The sequence below is a fragment of the Cellulomonas sp. genome, from assembly GCF_017744555.1.
GTDB lineage: Bacteria > Actinomycetota > Actinomycetes > Actinomycetales > Cellulomonadaceae > Cellulomonas.
Genome location: NZ_JAGIBD010000040.1, coordinates 16,114 through 28,498 on the forward strand (window position 1 = coordinate 16,114; position 12,385 = coordinate 28,498).

The 12,385-nt window shown below is 74.4% G+C and carries 11 protein-coding genes, 1 pseudogene and 2 riboswitches; of the genes and pseudogenes, 3 read left to right on the plus strand and 9 right to left on the minus strand.

Annotation, left to right across the window (positions count from 1 at the left end; all coding sequences use genetic code 11):
- Window positions 1-4: 4 nt before the first annotated feature.
- Together J7523_RS18035 and J7523_RS18040 are read right to left on the minus strand one after the other, a co-directional pair.
- Entirely contained in the window at window positions 5-1,876 is a 1,872-nt protein-coding gene (locus J7523_RS18035) for an AAA family ATPase (RefSeq protein ID WP_291889820.1), read from the minus strand.
- Between the two features lie 137 nt (window positions 1,877-2,013).
- Complete coding sequence (locus J7523_RS18040) at window positions 2,014-2,835, minus strand: tyrosine-protein phosphatase (RefSeq protein WP_291889823.1); 822 nt, start codon at window positions 2,833-2,835, stop codon at window positions 2,014-2,016.
- Between the two features lie 96 nt (window positions 2,836-2,931).
- Window positions 2,932-3,047: riboswitch (SAM riboswitch) on the plus strand.
- Between the two features lie 15 nt (window positions 3,048-3,062).
- Here J7523_RS18040 and J7523_RS18045 point away from each other — a divergent pair.
- Together J7523_RS18045 and J7523_RS18050 are read left to right on the plus strand one after the other, a co-directional pair.
- A complete protein-coding gene (locus tag J7523_RS18045) occupies window positions 3,063-3,626 on the plus strand; it encodes an NAD(P)H-dependent oxidoreductase (RefSeq protein ID WP_291889826.1) in 564 nt (187 codons plus the stop codon).
- On the plus strand, window positions 3,623-4,219 hold the full coding sequence (locus J7523_RS18050; RefSeq protein WP_291889829.1) for a flavin reductase family protein: 597 nt from the start codon (window positions 3,623-3,625) through the stop codon (window positions 4,217-4,219). The genes J7523_RS18045 and J7523_RS18050 overlap by 4 nt, the downstream gene beginning before the upstream one ends.
- Window positions 4,220-4,384: 165 nt before the next feature.
- Here J7523_RS18050 and J7523_RS18055 read toward each other — a convergent pair whose 3' ends face one another.
- From J7523_RS18055 to J7523_RS18085, 7 genes and pseudogenes are all read right to left on the minus strand, one after another.
- On the minus strand, window positions 4,385-5,572 hold the full coding sequence (locus J7523_RS18055) for an LLM class flavin-dependent oxidoreductase (protein ID WP_291889831.1): 1,188 nt from the start codon (window positions 5,570-5,572) through the stop codon (window positions 4,385-4,387).
- On the minus strand, window positions 5,569-6,840 hold the full coding sequence (locus J7523_RS18060) for an FAD-dependent oxidoreductase (protein WP_363267287.1): 1,272 nt from the start codon (window positions 6,838-6,840) through the stop codon (window positions 5,569-5,571). Before J7523_RS18060 ends, J7523_RS18055 begins: the two co-directional genes overlap by 4 nt.
- Window positions 6,841-6,934: 94 nt before the next feature.
- Complete coding sequence (locus J7523_RS18065) at window positions 6,935-7,936, minus strand: ABC transporter substrate-binding protein (RefSeq protein WP_291889833.1); 1,002 nt, start codon at window positions 7,934-7,936, stop codon at window positions 6,935-6,937.
- Window positions 7,937-7,987: 51 nt separating this feature from the next.
- Window positions 7,988-8,755 (minus strand): amino acid ABC transporter ATP-binding protein, encoded by a 768-nt coding sequence (locus J7523_RS18070; protein ID WP_291889836.1) that lies wholly within the window; start codon window positions 8,753-8,755, stop codon window positions 7,988-7,990.
- Window positions 8,752-9,738 (minus strand): annotated as a pseudogene (locus J7523_RS18075) (amino acid ABC transporter permease); the annotation flags it as partial. The gene J7523_RS18070 and the pseudogene J7523_RS18075, both read right to left, overlap by 4 nt.
- 96 nt (window positions 9,739-9,834) lie before the next feature.
- The gene (locus J7523_RS18080; protein ID WP_291889839.1) at window positions 9,835-10,434 is read right to left on the minus strand and encodes a GNAT family N-acetyltransferase; all 600 of its coding nucleotides are present in this window, start codon (window positions 10,432-10,434) and stop codon (window positions 9,835-9,837) included.
- On the minus strand, window positions 10,431-11,585 hold the full coding sequence (locus tag J7523_RS18085; RefSeq protein WP_291889841.1) for an LLM class flavin-dependent oxidoreductase: 1,155 nt from the start codon (window positions 11,583-11,585) through the stop codon (window positions 10,431-10,433). The genes J7523_RS18080 and J7523_RS18085 overlap by 4 nt, the downstream gene beginning before the upstream one ends.
- 237 nt (window positions 11,586-11,822) lie before the next feature.
- Window positions 11,823-11,947, minus strand: a riboswitch (SAM riboswitch).
- Between the two features lie 91 nt (window positions 11,948-12,038).
- Between J7523_RS18085 and J7523_RS18090 the strand changes: the two genes are divergently transcribed.
- A partial coding sequence (locus J7523_RS18090; protein ID WP_291889844.1) for a class I SAM-dependent methyltransferase occupies window positions 12,039-12,385 on the plus strand: 347 nt, incomplete at its 3' end.

Sequence of the window (12,385 nt, forward strand, 5' to 3'; positions counted from 1 at the left end):
CAGGCTAGTTGACGACCGAACCCCGGTGGATCCCGGCCGACGTCGACGCCGCGACCCGCACCCGGTCGTGCACCGGCTCCTCGAGCTGCGGCACCGGCGGCAGGTCCCCGCCGGTGAGGTGCGCCGCGAGCAGCACGTCCGTGATCTCGTCGCCGATGAGCTCATACCGCTCCAGGAGCGCGTCGCGCAGCGCCTCGACGAGGTGCCGGTTGCGGGACAGCAGCCGACGCACGCTCGACCGGGCGTCCTCGAGCACCTGCTCGAGCTGGTCACGGGCCTTGTTGTCGGCCAGCACCGCGTTGACGAGCGGCCGGTCCGTCGCCAGGAACGACACGAGCGACCCCGTCATGCCCGCGGCGCCGACCATCTGGGCGGCCGTGCGGGTCGCGGCCGCGAGGTCGCTCGCGGGACCCGTGGTTGTCTGGCCGAAGAACAGCTCCTCGGCGACCCAGCCGCCCATCGCGATCTGCACGAGACCCCGCAGGTCGCCCGACGAGCGCGTCCAGACCTCCTCGCAGTCGCCGTGCGCGAGCAGCCCGAGGGCCTCGCCGCGACGCACGATCGTGAGGACCTCCAGGTGCCGGTTCGGCGCGACCAGCCAGGCGGTCACCGCGTGCCCCGCCTCGTGCGTCGCGATCAGCCGGCGCTCCGCCTCGGTGTACCGGACGGGCTGGCCGATGCCGACCATCTCCGTGATGCGTGCCTTCTCGACGTCCGCGAAGGACATGGTCAGCGAGCCCCGGCGCAGCGAGTTCACGAGCGCCTCGTCGAGCAGGTGCTCGATCATCACGGGCGTCCAGCCGTTCGTCGCGGCCGCGACGCGGTCCCGCACCACCGGGTCGTCGAGCTCCGCGTCGTGCGAGCGCCGGCCCAGGAAGTGGTCGACGAGCGCGCGACGGCCGTGCGCGTCGGGCGCGACGAACGTGAGGTGGCGGTCGAACCGCCCTGGGCGCAGCAGCGCCGGGTCCAGCGAGTCCGCGCGGTTCGTCGCCGCGATGAGCAGGATCGGCGCCTTCGCCGGACGGCGCCGCGGGACCTGTCGGTGCGCGGGCAGCAGCAGGTTGAGGCGCGCGACGAGCCGGTCGCTCAGCTTGGCCATGCCCGTCGGCTCGTCGAACGACTGCATCTGCACGAGCAGCTCGTTGACGACACCGCCCGTGCCCTCGGTCGTCATCAGGTTCATGACGGAACCCCGCTGACCGTGCGCGACGCTCGCCGCCTGCATCCCGCCGCGGCGCAGGCCGATCGCGTCGATCTCCTCGATGAACCCGATCGCACCGCCCTCGGTGCGGGCCGCCTTGCGGAGCGCCTTGAAGTACGCGCGGATCTTCTTCGCCGTCGCGCCGTAGTACATCGACTGGAACGACGTCGCCGACACGAACAGGAACGGCACGCCCGCCTCGGCCGCCATCGCCTTCGCCGTCATCGTCTTGCCCGTGCCCGGCGCGCCCTCGAACAGCAGGCCGCGACGCGGCGTCCCACCCATCTGGTCCGCGAACTGCCGGTGCGTCTGGAACAGGTCGATCGAGCGACGCACGTCCTCGATCACCGGCTCGATGCCGATGACGTCCTCGAGCCGCACGTCCACCTGCTCGGGCCGGTACATCACGTGGGGCGAGCGCGACGTGCCCACCGTGGTGAGCAGCATGACCCCGAGCAGGCCCGCGAAGAACAGCACCGGGACCAGGACCAGCGGGTCGATCGTCGGCATCGGGGGCACGATGTCGCGCCCCGTGAGCGCGCTGACGATGACGTACGCCTCGGCCGCGAGCAGCACGACGGCCAGCCGGTACACCCGGCGGCGGCGCATGCGCTCGCGGTCGACGGCGATGTCGTGGGCACCGCGGCGGATCGGGGAGACGAGCTCGTCGTGCACGGGGTGCGCCTTTCGTCGTCCGACGCGCATGGCGGGCGCGCATGCGAGGTCACCGCGACGGGACGCGGTCGGACCATCGTGGAACCGGACGAACCGGACAGCAATGCGGGAGGAAACGGACCACCCGAACGGCTCAATCACTCGCGCAGCGTGCGCCGCAGCCCTTCGATCTCCACGGGGCTCAGGCCCAGACCGTCGCTCAGGTACCCGTCGAACGAGCCGAACGTGGCCCGCATCTCGTCGAGCGCTGCCTGCAGGTAGTCGGGCCGCACCTCGAGGAACGGGACGAGCACCGACGAGTCCTCCCCCAGCCCGTCGAGCTGCGCGAGCAGCGGCGCGAACACCGCCCGCACGGCCGGGTTCACGGCGAGGAACTCCGCCGTCGCGCCCTCCTCGTCCACGCCCGCCGCGAGCAGCAGGATCGTCGCCGCCCACCCGGTGCGGTCCTTGCCGGCCGTGCAGTGGAACAGCACGGGGACCGCGTCCGGGTCGAGGACCGTTCGGACGAAGGCCGCGTACGCCTGGCGGGCGGCGTCCCCGACGACGAGCCGGCGGTACGTGGCGCGCATCTGCTCCGCGACGTCGACACCGGCGAGCGTCTCGACCAGGCTCGCCGGCGCGGAGAGCACGGCCGCCGCCTGCGTCGCGGCGGCCGTCGGCAGGTCCGCGAGCACGTCGAGCACGACGTGACGGGCCCCCGCCGGCACGTGGTCCGGCCGGACCTCGCGCTCGCCTCGCGTCCGCAGGTCGACCACCGTCCGGACGCCCAGCGCGGCCAGCGCCGGGTCGCCCTCGACGCCGTCCTCCGCGAGCTCCGCCGACCGGAACGCCACTCCCCGGACGACCGACCCGCCGTCGCTCGTCGGCCGACCGCCCAGGTCCCGCAGGTTCCGCACCGCGGCCGACGCGACGACGTGCGGGTCCTGGACGTCGTCCGGGACGCCGGGCAGGTCGCTCATGGGGCGAGCGTCGCACGACCCCGCCGGTGTCCGCAGTGCGAGATGTCCCGCGCAAGCCCTTGTCGGCGGCCGGACCGCTGGTACAAACCGCGCCGAGGTCACGAGCACCAGCACCCAGCCCCGGCTCGCTGGTCAGCAACCCCTGTCACGACGGGGTGCTCCGGGAGATGACCTGGCCGACGCCCCACCCGGGGTTCCGGCAACTCGTGAGGAGAAGGAGCTGCACCGTGGTCCACCCCCATCCGTCCGTCGTCGCGCTGGTCGGCAACCCCCGACCCGGGTCGCGCACCCGCGCCGCCGCCGAGCACCTCGCTGCGCGGCTGGGTCCGGCGCTGGCCCCGGTGCCGGCCGACGAGCCCGTGCCGTACTCGACCGTCGACCTCGCCGACCTCGCACCCGTGCTGTTCGCGGCCGAGCGACCGGCCGTGGACGAGGCGCTGCGGCTCGTCGCCGGCGCCGACGTGCTGCTCGTCGCGACGCCCGTCTACAAGGCGTCGTACACCGGGCTGCTCAAGTCGTTCCTCGACCTGTACGGGCCCGACGGGCTCGCGGGCGTCACCGCGGTGCCCGTCGTCGTGTCGGGCAACCCCGCGCACGCGCTGGTCGGCGAGGTGCACCTGCGGCCCCTGCTCGTCGAGCTCGGCGCGACCGTCCCCGCTCGATCGTTCACCGTCACGGAGGCCGACCTCGCCGACCTCGACCCGGCCGTCGACCGGTGGCTCGACCGGGCCGCCGAGCCCCTGCGCCGGTCGCTCGGCGGCGTCGCGACGCTCGCGGAGGTGCTGCGGTGACCGCGGAGGTACTGCGTTCGCTGGACGCCGACCTGACCGAGCAGGACGAGCCGCAGCTGACGCCCGACGAGTACAAGGAGGTGTTCCGCCGGCACCCCGCCGGTGTCGCGGTCGTCGCGCTCGTCGACCCCGCGGCCGAGCCCGGGCACGAACCCGGCCTCGAGTCGTACGAGGGCGTCGAGCGGCCCGGCCGGCTCGTCGGCTTCACGGCGACCTCGGTCATCTCGGTGTCCGCCGAGCCGCCGCTGCTCGCGTTCTCGCTGGCCTCGACCTCGTCGTCCTGGCCCGCCGTGTCCCGGGCGCGCACGCTCGCGATCAGCTTCCTGTCCGGGTCGCAGGACGACGTGTCGGCCCGGTTCGCGACGCAGGGCATCGACCGGTTCGCGGCGGGTGGCTGGACCGCGCTCGACACCGGTGAACCCGTGATCGACGGGGCCGTGTCGTGGGTCCGCGGCCGAGTCGTGCAGCGCACACCCGTCGGCGGGTCGTACCTCATCTCCGTGCGGGCCCTGTCGCACGGCACCCACGACGTGACACCGCTCGTCTACCACGACCGCACGTACCACCAGATCGGCGACGACTACTCGATCTGACGCCACGCACGAACGCCCCCGGCCCGCTGGACGGACCGGGGGCGTTCGTCGTCGTTCCTCGGCTGCGGATCGGCCGCGAGTTCGTGGGTTGCCGCCGAGTTCGTGGGTTGCAACCCACGAACTCGACCAGAAGCCACGAACTCGCGGCCGGGGCGCCCGTGGGGGTCAGGCCGAGGCGGTTGCCAGGGTCGGCTCGGTGGTCGACGGCCAGGCCTGCGCCAGCAGCTCGTACGAGCGGGCGGTGTCGGCCGGGTCGTGCGTGATGGTGGTGAGCAGGAGCTCGTCGGCGCCCGTGGCGCGGGCCAGGGTGGCCAGGCCGGCAGCGACCTCGTCGGCCGTGCCGACGAAGCGGGTGTCGACGCGGTCGCGCACGAGGTCCCGCTCGGCCGCCGGCCGCTGCGCCCACGGCGTCGTCGTGCCGGGCGCCGGGTACGGGATGGCACCCTCCCCTCGCCGGATGGACAGGACCCACTCCGCGAACGGGTCCGCGAGCGCGTGCGCCCGGGTCGCGGTGTCGGCCGCGAGCACGTCGGCCGACACCACCACGTAGGGCGCGTCGAGCACGCCGGGCCGGAACGCGGCGCGGTACTGCTCGACGGTCTCGAGCACGGTCGACGGGCTCACGTGGTAGTTCGCGCCGAGGGGCAGCCCGAGCTCGCCGGCGACGCGGGCGCTCTCGCCGCCGCTGGACGCGAGCACCCACAGGGCGAGGTCGGACCCCTGCGCGGCGGGCACGGTGACGGGCCGGTCGGCGTCGGTGCGCGCGGTGCCGCGGACCACGTCGAGCAAGGTCGACAGCTCGTCGGCGAACGCGCCCGGCGTGCGGCCGGCGCCGACGAAGCGGTGCTGCGCGAGGATCCGGTCGAGCAGCGGGCCCTCGCCGAACGACACGGGCGGCGTCGCGGGGACCAGCAGGCCGCCGACGACGCGCTCGGGCGTCGGCTCGGGCCGGCGACGAGGCGCAGGCGCCGGAGCACCCGCGCCGCCGGCGACGGACGGCGGCGGGAACGACGCCCGCCCGAGCCCGAGGTCGACGCGTCCGGGGTGCAGTGCCGCGACGGTCCCGAACTGCTCGGCGGCGACCACCGGGGACGTCGACCCGAGCAGCACCGCGGCGGACCCGACCCGGATGGTCGACGTCGCCGACGCGACGAGCGCCGCGAGCACGGCGGGCGCGGCCGACGCGACACCGCCCGCGAGGTGGTGCTCCGCGTACCAGACCCGCCGGTAGTCGAGCCGCTCGACGAGCTGCGCGCGGGCGACCGCGTCGCGCAGGGCCTCGGCGCCGGTGCCGCCGGCCCGCACGGGGGCGAGGTCGAGCACGGACAGCGGGACGGGACGGTGGTCGGTCATCGGTTCTCCTGGGGGACGGTGCGGGTGGGGCTGGTGCCGACGGCGGCGGGCGCGGGGTGCGCGTCGAGTCCGGCGTCGGGACGGGGGTCCGTGGGCTGCTCGTCGGGCGGACGACGCGACGAGCCCGTGGGCAGGTGGCCACGAGCGCCGGCCAGGCGGGCCAGCGCGAACGCGGGGTGGGCGGCGCGAGGCGCGGAGTCGGCGGGTTCGGACGCGAGGTCGGCGAGCACGCGGCCGATCGCGGGCGCGAACTTGAACCCGTGCCCGGAGAACCCGGCGGCGACGACCACGGGACCACGCCGGTCGAGCACGAAGTCGCTGTCCGGGGTGGTCGTGTACGTGCACGAGATGGGTGCGGGCACCGTCGGGTCCACTCCGGGAAGCCACAGCTCGGCGTACCGCTGCAGGTCGGCGAGCTGCGAGGGCTCGGGGAGGAACGACCGGTGGTCGGGGTCGGTCACGGGTCCGACGCCGTGGAACCCGACCTTGATGCCCTCGCCAGGGGTCGCGAGCCCGTAGGTGCCGCTCGGCCAGGGGTGCAGCCCGACGGGCTGGTGCGTGAACGACGGCCACGCGCCTTCGTCGGGCGCGCCGGGGAGCACCGCGAAGTGTGCGGGCTGCTCCTGCGTGACGACGAGCGAGGGGCCGAGGTCGAGGCCGAGCGACGGCCCGACGAGCCCCGCGGTCCACGCGCCGACGGCCACGACGACGGACCGGGCCCGGACGTCCCCGAGCGTCGTCTCGAGCACGACGCCCGACGACCCTGCGACGACCCGCAGCACCTGCACGTCGTGCCGGACATCGGCACCGTGCGACGCCGCCGACGCCTGCAGCGCGGCGACGGCCCGGTCGGCGTGCAGCCGCCCGGCGGTCGCGGTCTCGTGCAGCACGGACCCCTCGAACCGCAGCCCCGGCCAGCGCTCGGCCGCCGCTGCGGGCGTCAGCCACTCGTGCGGCACACCGCGCGCGACGAAGAAGGCCGCGACACCCTCGTGCCGGACGCCGTGGCTGACGCCGCCGGTCAGGGTGAGGACGGACGGGTCGTCGAGCGACCGCCACAACGTGAGCGCCTCGACCGCGAGGTCCACGTACTCGGGCCGGTCGTACGTGGTCCGGTAGATGCGGGACGCCCCGTGCGAGGCACCGCGCACGTGGCCGGGCGAGAACCGTTCGAGCAGCAGCACGTCGCGGCCGCGCGCGGCGAGCTGCCAGGCCGCCGCCGAGCCCATGACACCGCCGCCGACGACGACGTGGTCCACGACCTGCACGGGCACCTCCGGAGAACACGGGGGACGGGGAGAGAACTGGTGGTCGGCCGGGTGTCCCCCGACCCCGGCCGACCACCGCGAGCGACCGGTCGGGTCACTCGGTCTTGGGCAGGCCCGGCGGGTTCGTCTCGGGCTTCTCGATCGCCTCGGCCGTCAGGCCCCAGCGCGCGAGGACCTGCTTGTACGTGCCGTCGTCGAACGCGTGCTGCAGCGCCGCCGTCACGGCGGGCGCCAGGTCGCTGCCCTTGAGCGTGGCCACCGCGATCTGCGCGGTCAGCGGCCAGCCGCCGTTGAGCGTGCCGACGACCTTGTACTGGTCGGGGGCGGTCGCCGCGCTGTACGCGAGGCTCGCGTTCGGGCCGACGTAGGTGTCGAGCCGGCCGGACTGCACGGCGAGCAGCACGTCGGAGTAGGCCTCGTAGTACTCGGGCTCGCCGCCCTTGATCGGCTCGAGACCGTTCTTGATGTTCTCCTCGTTCCAGGCCAGCAGGATCTTCTCCTGGTTGGTGCCGGAGCCGACGCCGACCGTGAGGCCCGCGATGTCCTTGGGCTCCTTGATCTCCTTGATCTTGCTGTTCGCCGACGTGATCCAGCCGAGCTGGTCGTTGCGGTAGGACGAGAAGTCGTACAGCTCCTTGCGCTCCTCGGTGACCGTGACGTTGGAGATCACGGCGTCGACGTCGCCGGACTGCAGCGCGAGCGGCCAGTCGGCCCACGCCTTCTGCTCGAGCTCGAGCTTGAGGCCCAGCGCGTCGGCGACGAGCTGCGCGATGTCGGTCTCGTTGCCGATGGGCGTCTTCTCGTCGTCCGCGAGGAAGCCGAGGGGCGGTGCGGCACCGGCGGTCGTGGCGACCTTGAAGACGCCCGAGTCCTTGACCTTGGCGGGCAGCAGGGCGACGGCGTCGTCCGCGACCGTGGTGTGGATGCGGTCCTGGTCGGGGCTGGTGCTGATCTCGAGGCCGGCGGCCTTGCTCGGGGTGCTGTCCGCGGCGGCGGGGTCGTCGTCGGCGCTCGATCCGGCGCACGCGGCGAGCGCCAGCAGGGGCACGACCGCGATCGCGGTGAGGAGCCTGGCGCGTCGGAAGGGGACGTTCACGGGGAGTTCTCGCTTCTCTCGGTGGGGGTGGGGGAACGTGGACGGACGCGGTCAGAGGACCTTGTCCAGGAACGCCTTGGTGCGTTCCTGCTGCGGGTCGTCGAGCACCTGGGCGGGGCTGCCCTGCTCGACGATCCGCCCGCCGTCCATGAAGACGACGGTGGTGGCGACCTCGCGGGCGAAGCCGATCTCGTGGGTGACGACGACGAGGGTCGTCCCGGTGGCGGCCAGGTCGCGGATCACGTCGAGCACCTCGCCGACCAGCTCGGGGTCGAGCGCGGACGTGGGCTCGTCGAACAGCACGACCGACGGCTTGACGGCGAGCGCGCGGGCGATCGCCACGCGCTGCTGCTGCCCGCCCGAGAGCTGCCGCGGGTAGGCGTCGACCTTGTCCGCCAGGCCGACCCGTTCCAGCAGCTCGCGGGCCTCCGCCTCGACCTCGGCACGGGGCCGGCGCTGCGCGGACAGCGGCGCCTCGACGACGTTCTCCAGCGCGGTGAGGTGCGGGAAGAGGTTGAAGTTCTGGAACACGAACCCGATGCGGGTGCGCTGCCGCAGGATCTCCTTCTCCTTGAGCTCCTGCAGCCGGCCGTCGGGCCGCGTGCGGTACCCGATGAGCTCGCCGTCGACCTCGATGAACCCGCGGTCGACCTTCTCCAGGTGGTTGATGGCCCGCAGCAGGGTCGACTTGCCGGACCCGGAGGGCCCGAGGATCACGGTGACCTCGCCGGGCCTGACCACGAGGTCGATCCCGTCGAGCACCTCGAGCGTGCCGTAGGCCTTGTGCACGCCGCGCACCTCGACCAGCCCGGCGCTCATGCCGCACCCCCGACCTCGGTGCGACGGGTCCGGGTCAGCACGCCGCGGGCCGCGAGCGACCGCGTCCCGTAGCCCGGCGGCAGGTCGGACGGGAGCGGTGCGCCGGTGGCCCGGGACCAGGCGACGCCGAGTCCCCACCGGGCGCGCTGCAGCGGCGTCGGCGGCAGCTGCCGCAGGGCACCCTTCGCGTAGTGCCGCTCCACGTAGAACTGGATGACGGTCAGCACCGTCGTGATGACGAGGTACCAGATGCCCGCGACGACGAGCAGAGGGACGACCCGTTGGTTGCGGCCGTAGATGACGCCGACGATGTAGAACAGCTCGCTGTACGCGAGCACGTAGACGACCGACGTGCCCTTGACCAGGCCGATGATCTCGTTGACGGCCGTCGGCACGATGGTCCGCATCGCCTGCGGCAGGATGATCCGGCGCTGCTGACGCGACCGCGGCAAGCCCAGCGCGGCGGCCGCCTCGTGCTGCCCCTGGTCGACGCCGAGGATGCCCGCGCGCACGATCTCCGCCGAGTAGGCGGCCTGCGAGAGGCCGAGACCGAGGATCGCGGCGCCGAACTTGTCGATGATGTCGAGCGTGTCGAACCCGACGAACGACGGCCCGAACGGGATGCCGAGCGTCAGCTCCGGGTAGAGGTACGCGAGGTTGTACCAGAGCAGCAGCTGCAGGATGAGCGGCACGGACCGGAACACCCAGGTGTACGCCCACGAGACTCCGCGCAGCAGCGGGGAGCGGGACAGCCGCATGAGGGCGAGCACGGTGCCCAGGCCGAAGCCGATGACCGCGGCGGCGGCCGTGAGGCGCAGCGTGCCCCAGAGCCCTTCGAGCACGGACGGCCAGGTCAGGTACTGCCAGACGACGCTCCACTCCCACCTCGGGTTGGTGACGAGCGAGTTGAGGACCATCGCGAGCAGCACGGCCACGAGCACGGTGGCCACCCACCGCCCGGGGTGCCGGGCGCCGACGACGCGCGGCTCGTCGGTCGTCGGGCGGGCGTCGCTGCGGGACGGGGCGACGAGCGACGCTGCGCGGCTCGTCGGTGTGCAGGGAGACGGTGGACACGGCGGTCAGCTCTCGGTCGGGGGGACGTGGGGGACGAGCCACTTCTCGAACGGCAGGTGCCCGAGCTGCTCGAGGTCCGCGGCGGGGTCGAACAGCGGCGTGTAGCCGGTGGCGACGTACAGCGCAGCGGCCTCGGGCTGCCGCGGGCCCGTGGTCAGGTAGATCCGCGGGTAGCCGGCGGCGAGCGCGCGGCGCTCGAGCTCGGCGAGGACCCGTCGGGCGAGCCCCCGGCGGCGGTGCGCCGAGTGCGTCCAGATCCGCTTGAGCTCGGCGGTCGGCACGATGGTTGCACCACGCTCGTCGCGGCTGCCGGGCCGGTCGGAGAGGGTGATGTCCCCGACCTCGGGCTCGGTCCGGCGACGGAACGCGCCGCCTGCGACGGCCCCGCCGCCCTCGATCAGCAGCACCAGCTCGCCGCGCGGCGGGGCGAACTCGTGGGCGGGGTACCGCCCGAGCTCGGCGCGCAGCTCGGCGATCTTGAGCTCGTCCGCATAGCGGGTCGCGTACTCGACCGCGAGCTCGTCGAGCATGGGCCGCACGCTCGGGTGGTGCTGCGGCACCGACCGGAACCGTGCACGGTCGACGACGGTGGGCGGCGCGCTCATCGGGCCGCCGCCGCGCGTCCGGCCCCGGAGGCGACCCGCCCGCCGGCCGCGGCTCCTGCAGCGACCGGGCGTCCACCCGTGCGGCGCGGCGGCCGGGCCAGTCCGAGGGTGCCGCGCAGTGTCGCGGTGCGCGGGTAGCGGTCGCGGAACACCCCGGCGCCGCGCAGCCGCGGCACGACGGCGTCGACGAGACCGGGCAGGTCGGTGTGCACCGACGCGGGCCGGAACGTGAACCCGTCGGCGGCCTCGAGCGCGAACCACTCGGTGACGAGCGACGCGACGTCGACGGCGGTGCCGAGCGCGACCAGCGAGCCGGCGGCGGGCCGCACGTCGCCGACCTCGGCGAGCAGGTCGAGCCGGGCCTGCGCGCTCGCGGCGTCGGGGCCGAGCAGCAGGAACGCGTCGACGAGCACGCGCACGGAGTCGGGGTCGCGCCCGTGCCGCACGGCGGCGGCCCGCACCTGTGCGCGGAGCTCGGCGGCGACGGCGCGGTCGTCGACCCGGAGGCGGACGACGTCGGCGGCGCGGCCCGCGACGTCGACGTCGCGCGCGTCGGCCCCGGACCCGGGAGCCGTGTCGAGCCGCACCACGACAGGCGGCCGGCCCTGCGGCGACCGCGACGCGCGCTGCGGCTGCGGGGCAGCGAAGTGCACGCCGTCGACGTCGACGAACCGGGCGTTGCGCCGGTCGACGGGCCGCGGCATGTCGGCGACGACCGGCGCGTCCCACGTGTGCTCGACGGCGTCGACCACGCGCCCGTCGAGCGCTCCCCCGCCGACCTGCCACGCGGCCCGCCCACCGCTCGCGCGGTCGATGGTCGCGACGGCCTGCGCGACGTGGTCGGGCTCGGTCAGGCCGGCGTCGAGCTGTGCGACCAGGCCGATCCGGGCGGTGCGGGGTGCGAGCCGGGCGGCGACGAGCGCGGGGTCCAGACGCCCCTGCAGCGTCGTGTTGCGGCTGGGGTGCAGCGCGAACGACTCGTCGAACACGACGAAGTCGAGGGCGCCGCGCTCGGCGACGGCGACGTGCTCGGTGAGCTTGTCGAGGTCGAACAGGCGCTGCGCCTGCGAGCCGTGGTCGCGCCAGGCGGCGGCACGGGCGCCGGTGTCGCTGAGGTCGAGGCCGAGGTGGACGTGTCGGGGGATGGGCACGGCAAGGGTCCGTTCGGTGCGTGAGGTCGCTGAAGGGCGCGCACGAGGGGTGCTCGAGGGTGCGCGGTGGGACGCCGCCTCCAGGGGTGCGGCGTCGCGGGGGCCGGCGGGGACGCCGGCGCGCTGGTCAGGTCAGCGGCGACAACAGGACGGACACGTGAGCGTGCGGGTGCTGCTCACGGAGCGGTGGTCGCTCATGGTCCGTCCCTTCTCGTGCACCGGCTGCGCCGGCGCGGTCCGCGTCGCTTGCCGTGGTCCGGGCGTCCGACGTCCGTCCACTGCCAGGTCCTCACCCGGGGCACCCCGCCGCGCGGGAGGGTTGCCGTCCAGCAAGCCGGGGCTTCGCGCTGGAAATCTTGACCTTGTTGATCGGAATTAAACGCACGACGGAGGGGCAGGTCAAAGCGACGTTCGCATGGTGAGACAGGCTGCCCGGATGGCAGGATCGGTGACGTGCCCGACGCCGAGTACTTCGACTCCTGGTATGCCGCGATCGAGCGGTTCCCGACGCGCGACCGCCTCCAGGCGCAGGCCCTCGGCCTGCCGCCCGACGTCCAGACCGACGGCGTCCTCACCTGGTCGGCTCTGCCCGTCGTCGCGGACGCGCTCGCCCTGAGGCGCGGGGGCACGCTCCTCGACCTGGCGTGCGGACGCGGCGCGTGGGGTGTCGAGCTCGCGGCGCGCGCCGGTGCGCGCCTGGTCGGCGTCGACTTCTCGACGGTCGCGCTCGACGTCGCCACCCGGCGCGCGGCGCGGCGCGAGGTCGACGCCACGTACGTCGTCGGCACTCTCACCGCGAC